The 22,634-nt window shown below is 65.9% G+C and carries 20 protein-coding genes; 10 read left to right on the top strand and 10 right to left on the bottom strand.

Translation table 11 applies throughout. The features are described 5' to 3' along the window. The first annotated feature begins 18 nt into the window (after positions 1-18). From mnmG to U4960_RS01545, 7 genes are all read left to right on the top strand, one after another. Complete coding sequence (gene mnmG, locus U4960_RS01575; RefSeq protein WP_324261864.1) at positions 19-1,875, top strand: tRNA uridine-5-carboxymethylaminomethyl(34) synthesis enzyme MnmG; 1,857 nt, start codon at positions 19-21, stop codon at positions 1,873-1,875. Then, entirely contained in the window at positions 1,872-2,528 is a 657-nt protein-coding gene (rsmG, locus tag U4960_RS01570; protein WP_324261863.1) for a 16S rRNA (guanine(527)-N(7))-methyltransferase RsmG, read from the top strand. Before mnmG ends, rsmG begins: the two co-directional genes overlap by 4 nt. Beyond that, complete coding sequence (locus U4960_RS01565) at positions 2,525-3,301, top strand: ParA family protein (RefSeq protein WP_324261862.1); 777 nt, start codon at positions 2,525-2,527, stop codon at positions 3,299-3,301. Before rsmG ends, U4960_RS01565 begins: the two co-directional genes overlap by 4 nt. Then, positions 3,298-4,281 (top strand): ParB/RepB/Spo0J family partition protein, encoded by a 984-nt coding sequence (locus U4960_RS01560; protein ID WP_324261861.1) that lies wholly within the window; start codon positions 3,298-3,300, stop codon positions 4,279-4,281. Before U4960_RS01565 ends, U4960_RS01560 begins: the two co-directional genes overlap by 4 nt. Positions 4,282-4,509: 228 nt before the next feature. After that, positions 4,510-5,118, top strand: a complete 609-nt coding sequence (locus U4960_RS01555; protein ID WP_324261860.1) for a DUF4402 domain-containing protein — start codon at positions 4,510-4,512, stop codon at positions 5,116-5,118. Positions 5,119-5,317: 199 nt separating this feature from the next. Next, positions 5,318-6,169, top strand: coding sequence for a molecular chaperone (locus tag U4960_RS01550; RefSeq protein WP_324261859.1), 852 nt, complete (start codon positions 5,318-5,320; stop codon positions 6,167-6,169). 35 nt (positions 6,170-6,204) lie between these two features. Next, positions 6,205-8,916 (top strand): MSCRAMM family protein, encoded by a 2,712-nt coding sequence (locus U4960_RS01545; protein WP_324261858.1) that lies wholly within the window; start codon positions 6,205-6,207, stop codon positions 8,914-8,916. Here the strand turns inward: U4960_RS01545 and U4960_RS01540 are convergent. After that, positions 8,913-9,881: a glycine zipper 2TM domain-containing protein gene (locus U4960_RS01540; RefSeq protein ID WP_324261857.1), complete on the bottom strand. Its 969-nt coding sequence runs from the start codon at positions 9,879-9,881 to the stop codon at positions 8,913-8,915. The genes U4960_RS01545 and U4960_RS01540 overlap by 4 nt on opposite strands. Positions 9,882-10,014: 133 nt before the next feature. Continuing rightward, positions 10,015-10,497 (bottom strand): GAF domain-containing protein, encoded by a 483-nt coding sequence (locus tag U4960_RS01535; RefSeq protein WP_324261856.1) that lies wholly within the window; start codon positions 10,495-10,497, stop codon positions 10,015-10,017. 63 nt (positions 10,498-10,560) lie between these two features. Here U4960_RS01535 and U4960_RS01530 point away from each other — a divergent pair, with 63 nt between their 5' ends. Continuing rightward, positions 10,561-11,997, top strand: a complete 1,437-nt coding sequence (locus U4960_RS01530) for a PQQ-dependent sugar dehydrogenase (RefSeq protein WP_324261855.1) — start codon at positions 10,561-10,563, stop codon at positions 11,995-11,997. Here the strand turns inward: U4960_RS01530 and U4960_RS01525 are convergent. Then, a complete protein-coding gene (locus U4960_RS01525) occupies positions 11,994-12,779 on the bottom strand; it encodes an ATP-binding protein (RefSeq protein WP_324263152.1) in 786 nt (261 codons plus the stop codon). The two genes, U4960_RS01530 and U4960_RS01525, sit on opposite strands and share 4 nt — an antisense overlap. A 58-nt stretch (positions 12,780-12,837) precedes the next feature. Then, positions 12,838-14,625 (bottom strand): acyl-CoA dehydrogenase, encoded by a 1,788-nt coding sequence (locus U4960_RS01520; protein ID WP_324261854.1) that lies wholly within the window; start codon positions 14,623-14,625, stop codon positions 12,838-12,840. Positions 14,626-14,643: 18 nt separating this feature from the next. Here U4960_RS01520 and U4960_RS01515 point away from each other — a divergent pair, with 18 nt between their 5' ends. Beyond that, complete coding sequence (locus U4960_RS01515) at positions 14,644-15,564, top strand: L-threonylcarbamoyladenylate synthase (protein WP_324261853.1); 921 nt, start codon at positions 14,644-14,646, stop codon at positions 15,562-15,564. Here the strand turns inward: U4960_RS01515 and U4960_RS01510 are convergent. The 6 genes from U4960_RS01510 to U4960_RS01485 all read right to left on the bottom strand — a co-directional run bounded on the left by U4960_RS01510 (position 15,561) and on the right by U4960_RS01485 (position 20,817). Further along, positions 15,561-15,800, bottom strand: coding sequence for a hypothetical protein (locus U4960_RS01510; protein ID WP_324261852.1), 240 nt, complete (start codon positions 15,798-15,800; stop codon positions 15,561-15,563). The genes U4960_RS01515 and U4960_RS01510 overlap by 4 nt on opposite strands. Positions 15,801-15,942: 142 nt before the next feature. Then, positions 15,943-16,701 carry a head GIN domain-containing protein gene (locus tag U4960_RS01505; protein WP_324261851.1) on the bottom strand — a complete coding sequence of 253 codons (759 nt, stop codon included), beginning with the start codon at positions 16,699-16,701 and terminating at the stop codon, positions 15,943-15,945. Positions 16,702-16,836: 135 nt separating this feature from the next. Further along, positions 16,837-17,370 carry a CarD family transcriptional regulator gene (locus U4960_RS01500; RefSeq protein ID WP_324261850.1) on the bottom strand — a complete coding sequence of 178 codons (534 nt, stop codon included), beginning with the start codon at positions 17,368-17,370 and terminating at the stop codon, positions 16,837-16,839. Positions 17,371-17,642: 272 nt separating this feature from the next. Next, on the bottom strand, positions 17,643-17,981 hold the full coding sequence (gene fdxA, locus U4960_RS01495) for a ferredoxin FdxA (RefSeq protein WP_324261849.1): 339 nt from the start codon (positions 17,979-17,981) through the stop codon (positions 17,643-17,645). After that, a complete protein-coding gene (locus U4960_RS01490; protein ID WP_324261848.1) occupies positions 17,978-18,289 on the bottom strand; it encodes a S4 domain-containing protein in 312 nt (103 codons plus the stop codon). Before U4960_RS01490 ends, fdxA begins: the two co-directional genes overlap by 4 nt. After that, positions 18,289-20,817, bottom strand: coding sequence for a helicase-related protein (locus U4960_RS01485; protein WP_324261847.1), 2,529 nt, complete (start codon positions 20,815-20,817; stop codon positions 18,289-18,291). Before U4960_RS01485 ends, U4960_RS01490 begins: the two co-directional genes overlap by 1 nt. A gap of 169 nt (positions 20,818-20,986) precedes the next feature. Between U4960_RS01485 and U4960_RS01480 the strand changes: the two genes are divergently transcribed. Next, entirely contained in the window at positions 20,987-22,609 is a 1,623-nt protein-coding gene (locus U4960_RS01480; protein WP_324261846.1) for a M23 family metallopeptidase, read from the top strand. Positions 22,610-22,634: the final 25 nt, after the last annotated feature.

Genomic DNA, 22,634 nt, shown 5'->3' with positions numbered 1-22,634 from the left:
GTGCGCTAACGAGCTTCCATGCACCATTACGATATCCTTGTGGTCGGCGGCGGACATGCCGGCGTCGAAGCAGCCTGTGTTGCAGCGCGCATGGGCGCGCGGGTCGGCCTCGTCTCGTTTGATCTGAAGGCGATCGGAGCCATGAGCTGCAACCCGGCCATTGGCGGTCTGGGGAAGGGGCATCTGGTTCGCGAAGTGGACGCCTTTGACGGGATAATCGGGCGAGCGGCGGATGCTGGGGCCATCCACTATCGGATGCTCAACATGTCCAAGGGCAGCGCCGTCTGGGGCCCCCGGGTACAAGCCGATCGGAAACGCTTCAAGGCTGCGATCCAGCACATGGTCCGGTCGCACGCAGGATTGACCCTGATCGAGGGGGAGGCGGCCGCGCTCAGGTTGGAGGGTGGCCGTATCGCTGGTCTGGACCTCGCTGATGGCACCGAGCTTGTGTCAGGGGCGGTTGTCCTGTGCACGGGCACCTTCCTTGGCGGCACTTTGTTCCGGGGCGAAGAGCGGCTTGAGGGCGGGCGGATCGGGGAGAATGCTGCACGGCGGCTGGCAGAGCAGTTGCGGGCCGCCGATTTGCCGATGGCCCGGCTGAAGACCGGCACGCCCCCCCGGCTCGATGGCCGGACCATCGACTGGGCTGCTCTTGAAGAGCAACCGTCTGACGATGGCTGCTGGACCATGTCGCCGATGAGCGGGAAAAGGGCTTTGCCCCAGGTTTTCTGCGCCATCACCCGGACCAATGCCCGCAGCCACGATATCATCCGGGCCAATCTGCACCGGTCGCCCTTGTTCAGCGGTGCGATCGGGGCGGCTGGCCCGCGATACTGCCCCTCCATCGAAGACAAAATCCACCGCTTCGGCGATCGCGATGGCCATCAGGTCTTTCTGGAGCCGGAAGGGCTGGACAGTCATCTGGTTTATCCCAACGGCATCAGTACCTCGCTGCCCACCGATGTGCAGTTGGAGATGCTGCGGTCCATGGCGGGGCTGGGGGCCGTTGAAATGGTCGTTCCCGGTTATGCCGTCGAATACGACCATATCGATCCCCGGGCGCTGACGACCGGTCTGGAATGCCGTGCCATCCCCGGCCTCTTCTGCGCAGGGCAGATCAACGGCACGACCGGATATGAGGAGGCGGCGGCCCAAGGGCTGGTTGCGGGAATGCACGCCGCTGCTTTGGTGAGAGGCACCGAACCCGCCGCGCTTGACCGGGCGAATTCCTACATGGCTGTCATGGTGGACGATCTCACCCTTCACGGGGTGACCGAGCCTTATCGAATGCTGACGGCCCGGGCCGAATACCGTTTGCGTCTGCGGGCCAACAACGCTTCGTCCAGACTGACACCCCTCGCCATCAAGGCGGGCTGCGTTGGCTCTGATCGGTTGCGATGGTTCGCCGGTTACCAGGATCGCCTGCAGCACTGGCAAAGCGCACTGGCGCGCACCGTCACCGGAAGTACCCTGGCAGACGCCGGTGTTCCGGTGCGGCGTGATGCCGGGAGCCGCTCGGTGGGCGAATGGATTTCGCAGGGGGGGCTGCCGAGGTCTATGCTCTCCTACTGGCTACCGCCGGAAGCCGCCTCTGAAGATGATGCAGCTAACGAGGCAATCGAGGATGCTGCCTATGCGCCCTATCTCGCTCGACAGGATTCCGAACTGAGGGACTTGAGGTCCAGTGAAGCGGTCTCCCTAGCGGCGGATTTCCCCTATTCGGCGGTACCGGGACTCTCGAACGAGATGATCGAACGACTGAGCGCGGCATGCCCTGCCACGCTCGCCGCTGCAGGTCGCGTTCAGGGCATTACGCCCGCCGCGTTATCGGCTGTCCTGGTGCATGCGCGCAAGATCGCGAGAGAGGCGGCATGATCCGCAATGAGACTGAGGCCCGGGCCTATGTGGCGGGCCTGGTCAATGATCCGGTGATCATGGACCAGCTGGATCTGTTCACTGCCCGGCTGGGTGAGGAGAACGGGCGGCAGAATCTGGTTGCTGCGGCCTCTCTACCCCACGTTTGGTGCAGACATATTGCCGACAGCGCCCAACTGCTTGCCCATGTTCCACGTGAAACAGCGGGCCCGTGGCTCGACCTCGGCAGTGGTGCAGGTTTTCCGGGTCTTATTATCGCCATCCTTCAGTCCGGCCAGGAAATCACTCTGGTCGAAAGTCGGCGCAAGCGAATCGATTGGCTGGAACGGATCGTGGGCGAGCTTGGTCTTGCTGCCTGCCGAATCGAAGGGCGGCGTCTTGAGCAGGTCGAAACCGCACCCGTGGCGGTCATTTCCGCGCGAGCTTTCGCGCCGCTTGCCGCAACATACCGGTTGTCGACCCGCTTTTCCACAGAGCGTACCATGTACCTGTTGCCGAAGGGGCGATCTGCGGCGCAGGAATTGCATGACATGCCAGACTGGATTCGCCAGACGTTTCACGTGGAACAATCGCTGACCGACCCTGACGCGGGAATCGTCGTTGGCCGATTGAACAAAGAGGCACAGGCCATGATCAGACGGGGCAAGCTATGATCACAATTGCGATCGCCAATCAGAAGGGTGGAGTGGGCAAGACCACTACGGCAATTAACATTGCCACTGCCATGGCTGCCACCGGGTGGAAGACGCTGCTGATTGACCTTGATCCGCAGGGCAACGCCTCGACCGGGCTCGGCATTCCCGGTTCAGCCCGCGAATCGTCCAGTTATGATCTGCTGGTAGAGCAGGCCCCGCTGGCCGAATGTGTCGTGCCGACGGCGATTCCCGGCCTCGATATCGTGCCAGCGACGGTAGATCTGTCCGGGGCGGAGGTAGAGCTGGTTTCGGTGCAGGATCGCACCGAGCGTCTGCGCACGGTGCTTTCCGGTCACAGTGGGCATGACATCTGCTTTATCGATTGCCCGCCTTCGCTCGGTTTGCTCACGCTTAACGCGCTTAACGCCGCCAATACCTTGCTCGTGCCCCTTCAGTGCGAGTTCTTCGCTCTTGAGGGCCTCAGCCAGCTGCTCCAGACGGTCGAGCGGGTGCAGCAACGCTTTAACCCTGACCTCGGCATCATCGGGGTTGTCCTGACCATGTTCGACCGGCGCAACCGTCTGACGGACCAGGTGGCAGACGATGTGCGCGATTGCCTCGGCGGGCTCGTGTTCGAAGCCGTCATCCCGCGCAACGTCCGCCTGTCAGAAGCCCCGAGCCATGGTCTGCCCGCACTCGTCTACGACCATTCCTGCCCGGGAAGCAGGGCTTATATCGCCCTCGCGCGCGAGCTTATCGGGCGCCTTCCCGCGCAAAGGAAAGCAGCATGAGCGACCCATCTGATCCGATCCGCTATTCCGTGCCTGCGCGCCCGGCGGCTGAGCGCGGCAAGCGCCTGGGCAAAGGGCTTGGCGCCTTGCTGGGGGAAACCCGCCGTGAGGAACCCCTCATCAGTACCACGTCTTCCTCCCGGCCGGAAGAGGCGGGCCTGATTGCCGAGACGCCGCAAGTTTCCGGTCTTGCTTCGCTGGCGGTCGCCGCAATCGAACCCTTGCCCGGCCAGCCACGGCGGCATTTCGACGAAGCGGCGCTCGACGAGCTTGCCGCCTCGATTTCCGCGCGCGGGGTAATCCAGCCGGTCATTGTGCGCCCGCTGGCCAACGGCCGCTACCAACTGGTGGCGGGGGAGCGGCGGTGGCGTGCGGCGCAGCGGGCGCGGCTGCACGAAATCCCCGCCCTGGTGCGCGAGCTCGACGATCACGACGCCATGGCGCTCGCCCTGATCGAGAATATCCAGCGCGAAGACCTCAACCCGGTCGAGGAGGCGCGCGCCTATCACCGCCTGTCGGAAGTCGAGGCACTCACCCAGGCCGAGATTGCGCGGCTGGTGGACAAATCCCGCAGCCACGTTGCCAATCTCCAGCGACTGCTCGCTCTGCCGGCTGAAGTGCTCGATCTGGTCGAGCAGGGGGCGCTGTCGATGGGCCACGCACGGGCCCTGATTGGCCACGACCGGGCGGTGGAGCTCGCCCGGCAGGTCGTTGCCGGGAAAATGTCAGTCCGGGACACGGAGGCACTGGTCAAGGCGGCCAACGCGCCCGCGCGCGATTCACGCCGTTCGCGCACCTCGCGCGATCCGGCCAAGGACGCAGACATCGCCGCGGTTCAGGGTCATCTGGAGGAATTTCTGGGACTTCCGGTCCGGATCAAGACGGATACGGACCCCAGATCCGGAACGGTGACAATTCGCTACCGGTCGCTTGATCAGCTTGATCTCATCTGCCAGCGTCTCACCGGCGGGGACATCTAGGCTCGTTTTCATCGCAATAACTGCCTGAATTACCGATATAAAACGCCAAAGTCTCAGTGGACTTCGTTAACGCGCGGCCCCGCTCTGTTAACCATACCCGACAGTAAAGGCTGAACTAAGGGTTTGTACAAGCATGGAAGGGACGGGTCGCAAACCTGTCCCACGGGGGGTGCCGAATCGGCCTGCCCCGGACGGGACAAGACCATGCTTGCAAAGGGACCAGGTTCAATGATCAAGACACTTCGTATGGGCGCTGCCGGCGCTGCCATCGCCGCTATGGCACTCGCTTCGGCCGCCAACGCCGCTGAAACCGCCACCGCCACTGCCACCGCCGACGTGGTGCAGGCCTTCACCGTCACCAAGGACGCCGACCTCGATTTCGGTGCGATCGTCGTGGATCCGGCCGGCGGTGATGTGACCGTCTCGGCTGCGGGCGTTCTGTCCTGCGGCGCGGGCTTCGTCTGCCACGGCACGAATTCGGCTGCGGCGTTCTCGATCGACGGTGGCACCATCGGCAAGCGCCTCTTCATCGACCTGCCGGATACGTCGGGCGGTGCACTGGTGATGCTGCACAGCGATTCTGCTGCTCTCGTTTCGGGCGGCGCGGTTGCCGCATCGGTCGAAATCGAGCTCGACAGCTTCACCACGGATGCCGCCTTCGATGCGCTCAGCGGCAAGCACTACGTTGATATCGCGGATGCCGGCCTCGCCGGTGGCGGTACGGCCACGGGTGTGGGCGAGGCTGCCTTTGCAGTCGGCGGCACCGCCACGTTTGACGGATCGGAAGTCGAAGGCACCTACAGCGTGAACTTCGACGTGACCGTCGACTACGAATAAGCCGCATGGTCGGGGCTTTGGCCCCGAGCGCGAGCCTTCGGCAGGGGCGTATCCGGCAACGGATGCGCCCCTGTTGGTGTTCAGGCCAAGGCATTGCGCCGCGCTTCCTATGGTTAGGAGCATCTTAACCACGCTGTCCTAATCCTTTCGGCGACCATCAGGGATTCCCCTTAGGGGTGAGGAAAGGGACGCCGAACACATGAAGACCACAGGCTCGAATCATCGCCTGCCGGGCAAGCTGGCCCGCTATGCCGCAATTGTCGCCATTGCCCTCGCTGGTACCCTGCCAGCACTACCCGCAAAGGCCCAGGGTGACCTGCTGGTCGCCCCGACCCGGGTCATCCTGGATGGCAGGCGCGGCACGGAAGTGATCCTGAGCAACATCGGCAGTGAGGAGGCCACCTACCGGGTGGAACTGGAACTGCGCCGGATGACGCCCGAGGGCGGATTGATCGATGTCGAGCCGGACCAGGCCAATGCCATCGAACTCGCTGCGCTGGAAATGATCCGCTACGCTCCGCGTCGCATCACCCTGCCGCCAGGCCAGCCTCAGGCCGTCCGCCTTTCGGCTCGTCCAGGGGCAGAGCTGCCGGATGGCGAGTATCGCGTCCACATGGCGTTCCGTGCCATCCCGCGCCCGGTCAAGGTGACCGACGAGGAAGCAAGCGAGCCGGGCCTCAAACTGAAGTTGGTGCCGGTATATGGGGTGACTATCCCCATCATCGTGCGTCATGGCCAGCTTGAAGCCAAGGCGGCGCTGGAACAGCCGCGCATCGAGCGTGCAGGGGAGCGCAGTGAAATCCGGGTGACGGTCAACCGCGCCGGTCAGGCCTCGACCTATGGTGATCTCCAGATCCTGCGTCAGGGAAGCGGCGAGCTGCTCTATGCCGCGCGCGGGCTGGCGGTCTATGCCGAGGTTCCTTCCCGCGAATTCAACCTGCCCGTCGCCAATGACGAGGCTGCCCGCCTCAACGGCCCGGTGCGGATCGAATACCGTGAAGCCGCCGCTGCCGGAGGCGGCCTGATCGCTGCCATCGACACGGTCCTCTAGCAGAACACGGACCAGCACCCCGCCGGGTCATATCCATGTCGCGCTTCGCACCCAGGGCATTTGGCCAACCTGCGCTTGGCGCCATCGCACTCGCTGCGGTGGCGCTTGGCGCGTCTGCGCCGGCCCTGGCACAATCGCGCTGGCAGGCGAGCGACGATGATGCGCTGTTGATGAAGTTCACCGTCGGCAAGCATGAATTCCTCAACGAAGTCCGCGGCTACCAGACCGACCGCGGTGTGTGCCTCGATCTGGGTGACGTCATCCAGTCGTTCGATCTGCCGGTGCGCCTCGACAAGAAGTCGCGCCGCGCAACCGGCTGGCTGTTCTCGGAAGACCAGACCTTCGTGATCGACCGCGACTCAAATACGGTACAAAACAAGAACACAGGCGCAGCGCCGATCCAAGATGAGATCCTCGATACTCCCGAGGGCTGGTGTGTCCGGCTGGAGGCGCTCTCGCGCTGGTTCGGGGTGGGCATGACTGCCGACCTCTACAATTCGGCAATCCGGATCGATAACGCCGCGAAACTGCCGTTTATCGAGGCAATCGAGCGCAGAAGTCGCGCCGCGCGACTTCGCAAGCCTTCGCAGACTTTCGATCTGGCAGCTTTCCCGAGGGCCGACGCCGAATACCGGCTCTGGCGGACCCCTTCAGTCGATGTGAACCTTCAGGCCCGCGCCAGCAGCGTATCGGGCACGACCACCCGCTCGGTCCGCTACGAAATGACGGCTGCAGGGGAGCTGGGCAAGGCTAGCTACACTGCCCGCCTGGCATCGGATGACCGGCTCCAGCCCCAGTCCCTGCGCGTCACCGCCTATCGCAACCAGCCTGAAGGCGGGCTGCTCGGACCGCTCAGTGCGACCCGTGTCGCCGCCGGCGATGTCGAACTGCTGCCCGGGCAGTTGACCGGCCGCAGCGTGGTCGGCCGGGGCGCATTTATCGGCAACCGGCCGCTTGGCGCCTCGGCGCGCTTTGCCACCACCACCCTGCGCGGTGCCCTGCCCGCCGGGTGGGATGCCGAACTCTATCGCAATGGCCAGCTGATCGCCTTCCAGCAGGAAGATGGTAGCGGACGCTACCTGTTCGATGAGATTGACCTGCAGTTCGGCCGCAACGAGTTCGAGATCGTGCTCTATGGCCCGCAAGGCCAGGTCCGCCGGGTGCGGGAAGACGTTCCGGTGGGCCGGGAGATGGTCCAGCCTGGCAAGACTTTCTATTGGGGCGGCATTGTCCAGCAGGACCGCGACCTGATCGAGCTGCGCAAGCGATTCGTCCTGCCCGATTCCGGCCACTGGCGCTGGGGCGTGGGGGTCGAGCGCGGGCTGGACGAGCGCACCAGCGTTGCCCTCGGCTACCAGAGCTTCGTGCTCTCCGGCAAAAGACGACAATACCTGGAGGCCAATCTGCAACGCACCTTCGGCGCAATGCAGGTGCAACTGGCTGGCGCGCACGAACTCGGCGCTGGTTTCTTCGTCGAGGCAACCGCCCTTGGCAAGGTGGGGCCGGTCAACCTTGCGGCCAACGCCGCCTGGGTCACAGGTGCCTTCCAGAGCGATTTCGGCAGCGATACGCTGAACTACCGGGCGGGGCTGCGGGCTGATACCTCGTTGAAAATGGGAAAATTTGTCCTGCCAATCCAAGCCGGGGTCAGCCGGATCGAGCGCCGCGACGGGTCAAAGGTTAACGAATGGTTTCTGGGCACCAGCGCGCGCGTGCTGGGCACCAGCCTGAGGGCGGAGCTGCGCCGCGAATCGGGCAGCGCGGGCAACGATCCGGGAACCCGGCTGCGCCTTCTCGCCAGCCGCCGCCTGTTCGGGCTGCCGTTGCGGGCCGGGGCGGATTTCGTCCTCGATGGCCCGGACAAGGGGCTTGAGCGGGCCCGCCTGTCGACCGGCAAGCGGCTCGATGACAAATCGGATCTCAACTTCGAGGCCGAGTTTGAAACCGCCACCGGGACGACCGACTTCACGCTTGGGTACACTCGCGATTTCAGGCGGTTCGCTCTCAGAGCCGATGCAAGCTATGCCACCAATGGCGGGATCGGTGCCAATGTTTCGCTCGCCTTCAGTCTCGGCCCGGACCCGGCCAGGGGGGGCGTGCGGATGACCAGCCAGCGCCTTGCCCGCAATGGCCAGGCCTCGGTCACGGTATTCCGCGATGATGACGGGGACGGCCGCCTTTCGCCGGGTGAAGAGCCGATCGAGGGCGTAATGGTGGAGGCCGGCCTGCGTTTCCGCGACGCGGTGACGGGCGAAAACGGCAAGGCGGTGGTCGATGGCCTTGCCCCGTTCCAGCCGGTGCTGGTGGGTGTTGATCTGTCCTCGCTGGACGACCCGTTTCTTGTTCCCGCCAGCAAGGGGGTCGTGGTCGTGCCGCGACCGGGTGTGGCCACGGAAGTGCTCCTGCCGATCTCGCCTTCGGGCGAAGTAGAAGGTACGCTCCTTACCCCGAACGGAACGCCACAGGCCGGCGCGGAGCTGGAGCTGGTTGATCGCAAGGGAGCGGTGGTGGCCTCAACCCTGAGCGAATACGACGGGTTCTTCCTGTTCGACCGCGTGCCCTATGGTCAGTACCGCCTTCGCCTGACCCCGGCCGTGGCCCGCAAGCTGGAGGTGCGTGAGACAATCCCCGTTTCGATCACGCTCGACCGGCTGACCGATATTGCCCGGCTGGGCGTTATCCGGCTGGAGCCGGGCCCGTTGACCATAGCCCGTGCCGGGGCGGCGCCGGCGGTGTCCGGCCCCTAGCGGCTCTTGACGTACCGGGTCTTCACCTTGACCGGCTTGGGCGCCGGGGCAGGACGACGCTGGACCTTACGCGTAGCCGCCGGAGCATACTGGAGCGGCACTTCCACCCATTCCTCGGTCACCGTCTCGCGAACTACGGCCCGCTGGGGCACCTGGATCAGCACGGGGACGTAGCTCATCTGCATCGTCTGCCCGTAACCGTAGGCGGGGTAGCCATAGCCATAGCCATTGGCAGGGTAGCCATAGCCATAGGCGTAGGCGGGGTAACCGTAGTAGCCTTGCTGGCTCTGAGCGGCGGCAAGATAGCGGTCGAGGTAGATTTCGCATTCATCCGCAGCGCGGCGCTGGTCGCTCGAATTGCCGATTGCTGATCCTGCGACGGCACCAGCGATTCCGCCAACGCCTGCGCCGAGCAGGGTGCCGGTCAGCCGGTTGCCGTCAGCAACACGGTTGCCGATAAGCCCGCCGACTGCTGCGCCGAGCAGCCCGCCGCCGATGGCGCCATCGCGCCGCCCACGGTTGTCGCGGTATTGCGCACGGCACTGATCCAACCAGGCTTCGCGGTCGTACGAAGGTTGCGGCTGCACTGGCATGGCAGGGGGCATCGGGTAGCCCGGGCTGGCCACGGCCTGATGGGGATAGGGCAGAGCCTGGGGCGGGTAGACGACGGTCTGGCGAGACTGTTCGGCCGGGTCGCAAACGCAGACTTCCTCGACCTCGTAGGCCTGTTCGTCCTGGTATGCCTGGGGCACTGCCTGGACGACGGGCCGGGTCACGACCGGCGCGGGCAGGGGCTGGATCACCGGCTGGTGCTCATAGATCACCGGCGCCTGGGGCGGGGCGGGGCGGGCATATTCGTACACACCCGGCTCGTCCTGGGTCATTTCCGGTTGTGCCAGGGCAGGTGCGGCGACTGCAGCGGTGCAGCCAAGCAGGCCCAGTGAAAACAGGCGGCGTGCGGTCATGCGAAATCCCCGGTTGGCAGGCGCCGCGAGACTGATTCTCGGGCGCGTTAAGGGAAAATCTACCATCGCATCGGGCAGAAACACACGCTTTCCAGTGACCTGTCCCGATTCGGGGCGGTCTTTTGCGGAAGGCTCAGATCCGGTCAGCGAGGAGCCTTGCAAGGGCCTCGATGCCTGCGGCATCGTCGTGGTCGAACCGTGCCGTCAGGGGGCTGTCGAGGTCGATCACTGCCGTCACGGTGCCAGCCCGCAGCACCGGCACGACCAGTTCCGACTGGCTGGCCGCATCGCAGGCAATGTGGCCGGGAAAAGCGTGGACATCCTTCACCAGCTGGGTCTCACCCTGGGATGCTGCCGTCCCGCACACGCCTTTGCCGAGCGGAATGCGGATGCAGGCGGGCCGGCCCACGAAGGGTCCCAGCACCAGTTCGCCCTCTACCATGCGATAGAATCCTGCCCAGTTGAGATCGGGCAGGAACTCCCACAGCAGCGCCGCGACATTGGCCATATTGGCGACACTGTCAGGCTCGCCTGCGGTGAGCGCGTCGGCCGCTGCCACCAGCTGGCGATAGCGTTCGGGCTTGGCGAGCGAGGGATCGGGCGCGAAATCGTACATCGGGCCAGTCCTAGCCACTTGCAGGATTGCCGCAAGCCCGCCTGCGCCTTATGCCTGCCGCCCATGAGCATAGCGCGCAAACTCCTCATCGGCCTGCTGGTCTTCCTTCTCATCCTCGGCGGTTTCGCCTTCTGGGTTTACCGGGGCGACAAGGCCGACCTCCCGGTCGAGGCGGTCACCGGTACTGACCCGACCCTGCAGGAAGCGAAATCCGAGATGTTCCCGACCGTGCGGATCGCCAGGCCGATCGGCTGGCAGGACGGTGAACTGCCCGAAGCGGCCGAGGGTCTTGCGGTCATGCGGTTTGCCGAGGGGCTGGAACATCCCCGGGTGATCCACACCCTGCCCAACGGCGACGTGCTGGTCACCCTGACCCGCGCTCCGAAGAGCGAGGGCGGCGGCGGGATCACCGGCTGGATTGCCGACCTGCTGATGAGCCGCGCCGGGGCCAAGGGAGATTCGCCCAACCAGCTGGTGCTCCTGCGCGATGCGGACGGTGATGGCACGGCCGAGGTCCGGCAGGTTCTGACTGACGCGCTTGATTCGCCGTCAGGCATCGCCTGGAACGAGGGCACGCTGTATGTGGCCAACCACAATGCCGTGCTGGCCTTCGATTACCAGCTCGGCGCGGCCACGCTGAGCGGCGCAGGCCGCAAGCTGATGGATCTGCCCGGCGGCGGCGGCCACTGGATGCGCAATATCGAGCTGAGCCCGGACGGCACGAAGCTCTACATCGCGGTCGGCTCTGTCTCCAACATCGGCGAACAGGGGATGGAGGTCGAGGAAGGCCGGGCCATGATTCATGAGCTTGACCTTGCCACCGGCAGCAACCGGCCCTTCGCGGCCGGGCTGCGCAATCCGAACGGCCTCGACTGGAACCCCTGGAACGGCGAGCTGTGGACCACGGTCAACGAGCGCGACATGCTGGGGTCCGACCTGGTGCCTGACTATCTCACCAATGTCCCGATCGGCGCACAGTACGGCTGGCCCTGGGTCTACTGGCGCGAGAACATCGACGAACGGGTCGAGGTGCCCATGCCGCAGTACCTGATGGAATATACCCGCAAGCCCGAATATGCGCTCGGGCCGCACGTGGCTGCGCTGGGGCTGGTGTTTTCGGCCGAGGGGGATCGCATGGGCCAGACCTTCGGCCGCGGCGCGTTCATTGCCCGCCACGGCTCGTGGAACCGCAAACCCCCTTCGGGTTACGACGTGGTCTTCGTCCCGTTCGATGCGCGTGGCAATCCGCAGGGCAAGCCCGTGCCGGTGCTGACCGGCTTCCTCACCGGCGATGGCACGACGCGCGGGCGCCCGACCTGGGTGGAATGGGCCGGTGATGGCGCGCTGCTGATCAGTGACGATACCGCCGGAATCATCTGGCGGGTGGTCGCAACCGGGGCTGAGCCCCGCCCTGCGATCGAGCGGATCCGTACCCGTTCCTTGCCGCCGCAGCGCGAGCTGGGCGGCACCGCTGCCTCGTTTCGCGACGATCCGCGCTAGAGCCTGAGCGCCTGACCGGCGCGCCCGGCAAGCTCGGTGATGTAGTGCCAGGCAACCCGGCCTGACCGGGCGCCCCGCCGCTTGGCCCATTCCAGCGCATCGGCCTCGTCCCAGGCGAGATCGAGGTGCCCTGCATAGGCAGCAACAATCGCGAGATAAGTCGCCTGGTCGCAGGCGTGGAAACCCAACGCAATTCCGAACCGGTCGGCCAGCGCCAGCCGGTCATCGACCGCGTCGCGCGGATTGATCGGGTCATCCTGTTCGCCTGCCTCGCGTGGAACGATCGCCCGGCGGTTGGAGGTCACGGCGATCCGCACGTTGCCGGGCCGAGCCTCGACTCCGCCATCCAGCCAGCTGCGCAGACGGCGCGGCCCCTGCAGGTCGCCGTCGGCAAAGCCGAGATCGTCGATGTACACGAGGAACTGCCGCGACACGCGGGCAAGCTGGTTGAAGAGCGCGGGCAGGCTGTCGAGCGCATCGCCCGCCACCTGGACCAGCGCCAGCGCACTGCCGCATTCCCGCTGGACGGCCAGTGCGGTCGCTCTCAGCAGCGCTGACTTGCCCATTCCGCGCGCGCCCCACAGGAACATATCATGCGCCGCCGATCCGGCAGCATGGCGCTGGAGATTGGTGAGAACAATGTCTTTCTGCCGGTCGATGCCCATGAGAACGTCGAGCGGCGGGGCCTCGATCAGGGGGACCGGGCGCACGCCCTGTGCGCTCCAGATATAGGCCGGAGCCGCCGTCCAGTCAGTGCCTGCCTGCCCGCTGAGCGGTGCCATCCGCTCGAGCGCGGCGGCTATCCGGGCAAGCGGGTCGGCTGGATCAACGGCCACCGGGTCAGCCTGCCAGCTGTTCGGCGGTCAGGCTGTAGAGCGCATCGGCCCCGGCGGTTGCCGAGCCTTTGAGGCCCGCTGCTTCCGGCACGATCCGGTCAAGGAAGAAGCGGGCCGTCACGCGCTTGGTTGCGGCGAGTGAAGGCATCGCGCCCGCTTCCACCGCGCTGAGCTGGCGCAGCAGCTGCCAACCGGCCACGGCGACCGCACACATGGTGCAGAACGGTACGCTTCCGGCCAGGCGGTCATCGAGGCTGGCTTCGCCCTGCATCCACTGGGCGATGGCGGCACAATCGCGGGCCAGCCCGGCCAGCGCGGGTTCGGCAGCAGCGTCGCGTGCGATCTCGTCCATCAGGGCGGCCATGACCCCGCCATTTTCCAGGCCCAGCTTGCGGGTAACCAGATCTGCCGCCTGGATGCCGTTGGTTCCTTCGTAGATCGGGGCGATGCGGGCATCGCGATAGTGCTGGGCTGCGCCGGTTTCCTCGACGAAACCCATCCCGCCGTGGACCTGCACGCCAAGGCTGGCAACCTCCACCCCGATGTCGGTTCCCCAGGCCTTGAGCATCGGCACCAGCAGGTCAGCCCGGTTTCCTGCAGCGGCATCTCCCAGCGCCCCGCGATCGACCAGCCCGGCCGTGTAATAGAGCAGGGCGCGGGCGGCTTCGGTCAGGGCCTTCATCCGGATCAGGGTGCGGCGCACGTCCGGGTGCTCGATAATTGCCACAGGGCTCTTGTCCGGCGAACCGGCCCGGGCGGACTGCACCCGGTCCCGCGCATAGGCGAGCGCCTGCTGGGTGGCGCGCTCGGCAATCTGCACGCCCTGGTTGCCGACGTTGATCCGGGCGTTGTTCATCATGGTGAACATGGCAGCGAGACCCCGGTTCTCCGCACCGACCAGCTCGCCCACGCATTCGCCGCTGTCGCCATAGCTCATCACGCAGGTCGGGGAGGCATTGATGCCCAGCTTGTGTTCAAGGCTGACGCACTTGAGGTCGTTGCGCCCGCCGAGCGATCCGTCGTCATTGACGTGGTACTTGGGCACGATGAACAGCGAGATGCCCCGGGTTCCTTCAGGCGCACCGGGGAGGCGGGCCAGAACCAGATGGATGATGTTGCTCGCCAGTTCGTGCTCGCCCCAGGTGATGTAGATCTTCTGGCCCTGGATCAGGTATTTGCCGGCGTGGGGACCACCAATGATGGGCGTGGCGGTGGCGCGCAGGGCGCCGACATCGCTTCCGGCCTGGGGCTCGGTCAGGTTCATCGTGCCGGACCATTCGCCGCTGACCAGGCGGGGCAGGTATTTTTCCTTCTGCGCGGCGCTGCCATGGTTCTCCAGCGCGTCGATCGCGCCGACCGACAGCATCGGCAGGAGATTGAATGCCATGTTGGCCGTGCCGAGGTTTTCCAGCACGTTGCAGGCCAGCGTAAAGGGCATGCCCTGTCCGCCAAACTCCGGCGGGCTGGCAATCGCGTTCCAGCCCTGCTCGACGTAGAGATTATAGGCTTCGGCAAACCCGGCAGGGAGGCGGACCACGCCATTCTCCAGCACCGCGCCTTCCAGATCGCCGATCCGGTTGAGCGGCGCCCATTCGCCCGCCGCCAGCGCGCCGACGCCTTCGACGATGGCATCGACCAGATCGGGCTCAGCTGCAGCAAAACGCTCGCTCTGCGCCAGTTCGCCGATCCCGGCATTGGTCCGGATGGCGAGCAATTGGTCCTGAGTCGGAGGCACGAAAGGAGTCACAGCTGGGATATCCTCTTGGGTAAAGCTCTTGAGTGGGCGCAGCATCACCTATAGCGCGCACCCATGACGGGCAAGAACGCTACGGAAGTGCTGGCCGCCGATGCTGCGGGAATCGCGCGTGCGGCCGCTGTCCTGCGCGCAGGCGGACTGGTCGCGCTGCCGACCGAGACGGTCTATGGCCTCGCTGCCCGCGCGGATGATCCGGATGCGGTTGCGCGGATCTATGCAGCCAAGGGGCGGCCAGACTTCAATCCCCTGATTGTCCATGTTGCCGATATTCGGCAGGCTGCTGCCTATGTCGAATTCGACATGGTGTCGAAAGGCCTGGCCCAGCAACACTGGCCCGGGCCGCTCACGCTGGTGCTGCCACTGCGCGCTGATGCCGGGCTTGCGCCGGCCGTGAGTGCGGGGCTGCCGACCCTGGCAGTGCGCGCCCCGGCTCACCCGGTGATGCGGGCGGTGCTGCAAGCGGTCGAATTTCCGCTCGCGGCGCCCTCGGCCAACCGCAGCGGGTTCATCAGCCCGACCTGCGCCGCGCACGTGCTTGCCTCGCTCGACGGGCGGATCGACCTCGTCCTTGACGGGGGCTCATGCGCGGCCGGACTCGAATCGACCATTGCGGCGGTTCGGCGGGATGGTGAAGTGGATGTGCTCCGACCCGGTCCGATTGACCTGGGTTCAGTGGCGCCTCCCACAGAGGCGATCGAAGCGCCGGGGCAGCTGGCCAGTCACTACGCGCCGGGCAAGCCGGTTCGGCTCAAGGCGGAACGGGCTGGTCCAGGCGAGTTCATGATCGGATTCGGACCAATAGCCTGTGATTGCAACCTGTCGCAGTCCGCTGACCTCGATGAAGCTGCACGCCGTCTCTATGCTTGCCTTCACGAGGCCGCCCTTGCTGCCCATCCGCGCATCGCGGTGGCACCGGTGCCCGAAATCGGCGTAGGCAAGGCAATCAACGACCGCCTGCGCCGCGCTGCGGCCTAGCGGTCTGGCGCGTCGCGCAGCAGAGTCTGGAGTTCCCCGTATGTTGTCTGCGCTTCGCTGCAGGCGCGCTGCTTGCCGTCATTGCAATCGTCAAGCTGGTCTTCATAACGCCGCTGGAGCCGGCCGATCTCTTCCTCGCGCTGGCGCAAGGCTCGCCCGCGTTTCTCGTCCGCTTCGGACTGGCTGGTGGTGGCGAGATCAACGGCCTTGCCGGCCACGCGCACCGGCGCTGTCACGACATCGAAGGCAGTTTTTGCAACGCAACCCCCCAAGGCCAGGGGGGCGCAAGCGATGATCAGGCGAACGTACTGCATGACAAGGGGCTCCGGAACCAACCTGAGCCCCCTATCATGAACGCGCCCTGTGCAGGAGCGGTCTTTACTCCGCCGTGGTTCCAGCAGGCCGGCACGTGACCTTGCCTGCGCCCATCGCCTCTACCGTGCAGGTGGCGCTGCCGCTGACGGTGACATCGCCCGAACCCATGACCTTGGCTGTAACCGTGCCGTCCGAAGCGAAATCGGCATCCCCCGAACCCAGGATCGTCACCTTGGCATCGTCCGCCTTCAGGCCCGGCGCATCCATGCTTCCGGACCCGGCCACGGTGAGATCGAGCGTCTTGACCACGCCTGCCGCCCCGAAGGTGCCGGAGCCGACCACGTTGACGTCGAGCGTATCGCTGTCCGCATAAGCCACATCCAGCCTGCCAGACCCGGCGATTGTCACCTCCGCCGTCCGGGCAAGGCCCTGCGCGGCAACGCCGCCTGATCCGGCGATAACGATCTTTTCCGGCAGCGGCATGGTCACCCGGACGGTGGCAAGCTTGCCGTCGATGTTGCCGGTGCCTCGCTGACGCAGGATTCCGAGCGTGCCATCCTTCAACGTGAAGCGCAGGGCTTCTACCGCCCGCTCATCCCCTTCGAGGTCGATGGCGAGGGCATTTCCAGTGGTGACGACCACGCTGTCGGGCCCCGCCAGGACCAGTTCGCTGGGCGCATCGCCGCTCATGTCGAGTTCGGACAGCGGCACGCCATCTTCGTCGTTGATGGAGATGTTCATGTCCTTGCAGCCCGCCAGACCCGCAGCCAGCGCGATGGCTGCCACAGGGGCGATGGCGCGGATGAACTTGTCGAACTTCATGGGATGCTCTCCTCTTGCCGTGTTGGTGATATAATACACCAAAGGAGCAAGTTCAAGCAAACCCGGTCGGCCGCAGAAAAAAGGGGCCGCCCTTGCAGGCAGCCCCTCCTGGTGATGTGCCAGCCGTGAAGCCGGTCAGGCTTCTTCGGTGTTCTCGTAATATTGCGGGGCATGTTCGCGCAGCACGTTGAGGATTTTCTCGAGTGCTGCGGGCTCGTCGGTCTTTTCCATCGCCGCCAGTTCGCGCGCGAGGCGGCTGGAGGCCGCTTCGAAGATCTGCCGTTCCGAATAGCTCTGCTCGGGCTGGTCTTCCGGGCGGAACAGGTCGCGGGTCACTTCGGCGATAGAGACGAGATCGCCCGAATTGATCTTCGCTTCGTATTCCTGGGCACGGCGGCTCCACATGGTCCGCTTGACCCGGGGCTTGCCCTTGAGCGTTTCCATCGCCTCCTTCAGGGTCTTGTCGCTGGAAAGCTTGCGCATTCCGATCGCTTCGACCTTGTTGGTCGGGACCCGCAGGGTCATGCGCTCTTTCTCGAAACGCAGTACATAGAGTTCAAGCTGCATGCCGGCGATTTCTTCCTGCTGCAGTTCGATCACACGGCCGACGCCGTGCTTGGGATAGACAACGTAATCGCCAACGTCGAAGGCAAGTGCCTTGGCTTCCATGCGTGTTCCTTTCCTCGCGGGCAGGCTGTCGGCGGCGGGTCAGGAAAGCTGGCGTCCGGACCGGGTGCGGTACGGTCGACACTTGCCTGAACGGTCGCGAGAGACCCTGCCTTTCCGTAGGTTTTCACCTGTCGCCGGAAGAATACCGGCGGGGTTGACGCATTATATAGCGCATTCGCAACAAAATTGCGAGTCCCTTGCGTCAACCGCTGCCGAGGGGTGGCCAAAGCTGCGCCCCGGGGCTGTTTGCCCGCGCTATCGCCTGGTCCGGCTCAGTCGCCCTCGCCCGGCTCGGTCGAGAAATACTTCTCGAACTTGCCATCCTCGCCCTTGTGCTCGTCGGCCTCGGCGAGAGGTTCTTTCTGGCTGGTGATGTTAGGCCACTCCGCTGAATACTTGGCGTTCAGCTCCAGCCATTGCTCCAGTCCGCTCTCGGTGTCGGGCAGGATCGCCTCGGCCGGGCATTCCGGCTCGCACACGCCGCAATCGATGCATTCGCTGGGATTGATGACGAGCATGTTCTCGCCTTCATAGAAGCAATCGACCGGACAGACCTCGACGCAGTCGGTGTACTTGCACTTGATGCAGGCGTCGGTGACGACGTAGGTCATGGCGAAACGTTCCCCTTGAGAATTGGCCCTTCACCGCCCGCTATCGCGGTTTCGCCATGCCGGTCAAGCTCGCGATAATGGGAGCGCGCTTCCAGGGGCGGGCCGCGCCGCGCGGGCAGGGCGATAATCGCGGCCACGATTACGCCCGCAGGGCCGGGAATCGTCAGTACGTCGCCAATGGCAACCGGATGGCTGGGGCGAAGGATCCGCAGTCCGTTGCAGCGGATCTGCCCGCTTTCGGCCAGTTGCTGAGCGCGGGAGCGGGTCTTCACGAACCGCAACCGGCAAAGCAACAGGTCGACCCGCATCAGCGCACCAGGTCTGCCAGGGCCGCAAAGGCATTGCCCGCCGCGGGCTTCGCCGGGCCTTCTGTCTTGCGGATATCCCTGCGCACAGGACGCCATTCCCATTTGTCGGGCGCCGGGGGACCGGCAACTCCGGCCGCAAGCGTGCGCGCAGGCAGGCGGCGAAACCCTGCCGCGCCGAGCAACCGGTGAAAGCTGGCCAGCTCCAGCCCGGTCGAAATGGCGAGTGCAGGATCGATCCGGAACCGGGCCCGGCGGGGATCACGGCCTGCGGCGGCTGCGCTGCGTGCGTCATGGGCGGCCCGCAGCAGTTTTTCCGCAATGTCGAGCCGCACGCGCTGGTCTCCTGCCGGGCGATAGCCGGACGGCAGGGGGGCCGCCCCCTTGAGAACTGGCACCATGTCGGGGTTGATCGGCCTGCGGTCCAGCCCCAGCGCCTGGAGCAGGCGGCGGGGGGCAGGTTTGAGCAGTTCGCGCGCAAAGACGTCGAGTGCGCCAAAGGTGACGCCGAGCCGCCGCAGGAACGGGCGCAGATCCTTGGGCAGATGCTCCAGCCCGGCCTGTTCGCGGGAGACATAGCCGTGCCCCGCCACCAGTGTCAGCAACAGGGCGCGGGCCTGCGATCCGGCAGCCGGATCCCGGGCCGCCACCTGCAGTGCTGCGAGAGGCGCGAGCGGTCTGAGCTGGCCGGCCAGCCAGGCCTCTAGTCCTGACAGCAGGCGCTGGCGGGCCGGCTCCGGCAGTGGGGTCAGATCCCGCGCCGGCACCAGGCGCGGGTGCAGGATGTCCGTGGCTGCCTCCAGGGTTGCCAGTACCCGTCCATCCCAGCGAAGCGTACCTTGCGCCAGTTCCACGCCCGCGAATTCGCTCGCGACCAGCGCGTCGGCTCGCTCCGCCAGCAGGCGCGGTAGGGATTTCTCCCCGGCTGCCAGCAGCATCCGGCGATCCTCGTGAGTGGCGCGGTGGTCGACCGAGAAGGCAAAGCCCTCCATCCGGCCGATGGCTTCACCTTCGACGGTCACCGTGCCATCCTGTGCGCATGCCACCAGCAGCAAGGCGGCATCCTGTCCCAGCGTCTTCATCAGGATAGCGGTCCTCCGGTTGACGAATCGTTCGGTCAGGCGGGCGTGTAGCGCATCGGACAACCGCGCTTCCACTCCCCGCGCACGGGCAGCCATTTCATCACGCGCCAGCACCCAGTCCGGGCGCTGGCAGATATAGGCCCAGCTGCGGATGGCGGCGATCCGCCCCTGCAGGGCATGGATATCGCCGGTCACGCTGTCGAGTTCGGCAATGCGCGCCGCCACATAGTCGGCGCCGAGATGCCCGTGCCGCAGATCCTGCCACAGGCGCGCAACGAAGCGGGCATGCGTATCTGCGCCTGACTGGCGGAAATCCGGCAACGAGCAAGCCTCCCAGAAATGCCGGACCAGTGCTGTTCCGCGCACGTCATGGGCCAGCGGCTCGGCCGCCAGCCGTTTCAGGACGGCGAGATCAATCGCCTCGGGCGCAGCGGCGAGTTCGGGTTCGTCGGGCGGCCGTTCCAGATCGTCGATCAGTGTGCTCAGCGAATCGAACACCAGTTCGGATTCACGCCAGAACAACCGGGTCAGCGGCGCGAAACGGTGCTCCTCGATGGCGTAGATTTCTTCTTCGGTGAACTCCGGGGAGCCGCCCTGCTGCCCTGCCAGGGTTCCGAAGGTGCCATCCTTGTGATGCCGCCCCGCCCGCCCCGCGATCTGCGCCATTTCCGCCGGGAACAGGCGGCGCTGCTTGCGCCCGTCGAACTTGGTAAGGCCGGCAAAGGCAACATGGGTGACGTCAAGGTTGAGGCCCATCCCGATGGCATCGGTGGCCACGATGTAGTCCACCTCGCCTGACTGGAACAAGGCAACCTGCCGGTTGCGGGTTTCGGGGCTGAGCGCGCCCATCACGACCGCCGCGCCCCCGCGAAACCGGCGCAGCATTTCGGCCACGGCATAGACCTGGTCCGCCGAAAACGCGACGATCGCACTGCGCGGCGGCAGGCGCGACAATTTGCGCGGGCCGATATGGGTCAAGGTAGAAAAGCGCGGGCGGGAGACGATCTCGGCCCTAGGCAGGAGGCTGCGCACCAGGGGTTCGAGCGTGGCTGCGCCGAGCAGCATGGTTTCCTCACGTCCGCGGGCATGGAGCAGGCGGTCCGTGAACACATGGCCGCGCTCGGGGTCGGCCGCCAGCTGGGCTTCGTCGAGAGCGAGAAAGGCATGGTCTCCGGCGGAGCGGGGCATGGCTTCGACTGTGCAGCAGAAATAGCGGGCGTTTGCCGGCTCAATCCGTTCTTCGCCGGTGATCAGGGCCACCTGGCCGGCGCCCTTCTGCGCAACCACCCGGTCATAGACCTCGCGGGCCAGCAAGCGCAGGGGAAAGCCGATCGCGCCGCTCGAATGGGCGCACATCCGCTCGATCGCGAGATGCGTCTTCCCGGTGTTGGTGGGCCCGAGAACCGCCTTGATCGTGCTGTCGGTCACGGGGGCAATGTGGCAGCGCATTGCAGCCCAAACAAGCGTGCTAGCGGTTCGCCCCACAGTCTGTCCGGCAGGAGACTCGGCTGGTCGCGTCTTAAAGCGGACTTAACTTTAATCGTGCAGGAAACCCGGCCATAGGGGCCGCTTGGGTCGGGTGCAGGCGTGCCGCCAGTACCTCTGGGAGAATAAGCGCGTGTACAGCGAGCGCGATGTTGCCGGGATCGAGGCGGCGCTGGCCGACCAGGGTGGCTGGCGCGCGGTTGCTCTGGCCCACACCCAGCTGGCGCCTGATCCGCGCCCCCGCATCCTCCAGCGGACCGGTACCATGCTGGAGCGCTACGATTCGTGGCGACACGATGTCTCTGACCGGCTCGAACGGCTGAACCTGACCCCGGATCTGGCGAGCGGGATCGGCAGCCGCACCTGGTTTCGCGGGCTTGGCACCCTGATCGGGCTGAGTGCCCTGGCGATAGGGTTCTGGCCCAGTTTCGGCCCGCTCGAGGCGGCGCCCGCCATGCTGATTGACGAGCCTGCGCGGGATGAATTTCGCAGCCACATGATCATGCCGCTTGCCCTGGGTGGGGACAGCGGCCGGCATATGGGCGCGACGCTCGACGTCAAGCCGCTCCGGTCGGCGCCGGAGCGGCCAACCCAGCAGCTGCTGGCCACCCTTTCTCGCGGGGACAGTTTTGCCCGGATGCTGGAGCGTGCCGGGGTCGGCGGGGCGGACGCCAGCCGGGTGCTGGGGCTGGTGTCGAACGCCATTGACCTGACCGATGTCACCCCCGGCACCCAGGTCGACATCACCCTCGGCCGCAGGACCAGTCCCGGCCAGCCACGCCCGCTCGATTCCCTCGCCTTTCGCGCCCGGTTCGATCTGGCGCTGGAAGTCTCGCGCGGCGAAAACGGCCTGGTGCTGACACGCAAGCCGATCCGGGTGGATGACACCCCTTTGCGTATTCGCGGAAACGTCGGGCGCAGCCTGTACCGGTCGCTCCGCGCTGCCGGCGCCCCGCCCAGCGCGGTGCAGCAGTATCTCGCCGCGATCAACGACCAAGTCGACATGGAGCGGAGCGTGCGGGCGAGCGATACCTTCGACCTGATCGTCCAGTACCGCCGGGCTGCCACCGGGGAGCGTGAGGCCGGGCGGCTGGTCTATGCCGGGGTGGACCGGGGCGACAAACCGCAGGTCCAGCTGATGCGCTGGGGCAAGGACGGCCGGTTCTACGAGGCATCGGGGGTGGGCGAACAGCGCGCCGGCCTGCTCGCCCCCGTTCCAGGGCGGATCAGTTCGAATTTCGGGATGCGGCGGCATCCCATCCTTGGCTATCGCCGGATGCACAGCGGGATGGATTTTGCTGCCGGGCACGGCACGCCGATCGTTGCGGTGACCGACGGGCGCGTTTCAGGTGCCGGCCGGATGGGCGGTTGCGGGATTGCAGTCCGTCTTGAGCACGGCGGGGGACTGTCGACCCGCTATTGCCACATGAGCCGCATGGCGGTGCGCGCAGGGCAAAGCGTCCGCCGGGGCCAGGTGATCGGCTATGTCGGATCGACCGGTCTCTCCACCGGCGCGCACCTGCATTACGAAATGTATCGCGGCGGGCGGGCCGTGAACCCGGCTTCCGTGTCGTTCGTTACCCGGGCTCAGCTCGGCGGCGAGGAACTGCGCCGGTTCCGCGCCACGCTTGCCAGCCTCAAGACGGTTGCTCCGGGTGCGGCGCTGGTCGATCTGGCGCCCACTGCGGTGGAGAACGCCAACGAGGAACCGGCGCGCGAAATTGACCGGCTCGACCAGGCGCGCCGCCTGCCGTGACGGCCCTGCCCTGACATCATCGCCC

This window comes from Altererythrobacter sp. H2 (assembly GCF_035319885.1).
Taxonomy (GTDB): domain Bacteria; phylum Pseudomonadota; class Alphaproteobacteria; order Sphingomonadales; family Sphingomonadaceae; genus 34-65-8.
The sequence above is the reverse complement of the archived record's forward strand: the minus strand, read 5'-3'. Positions and strand labels throughout refer to the sequence as shown.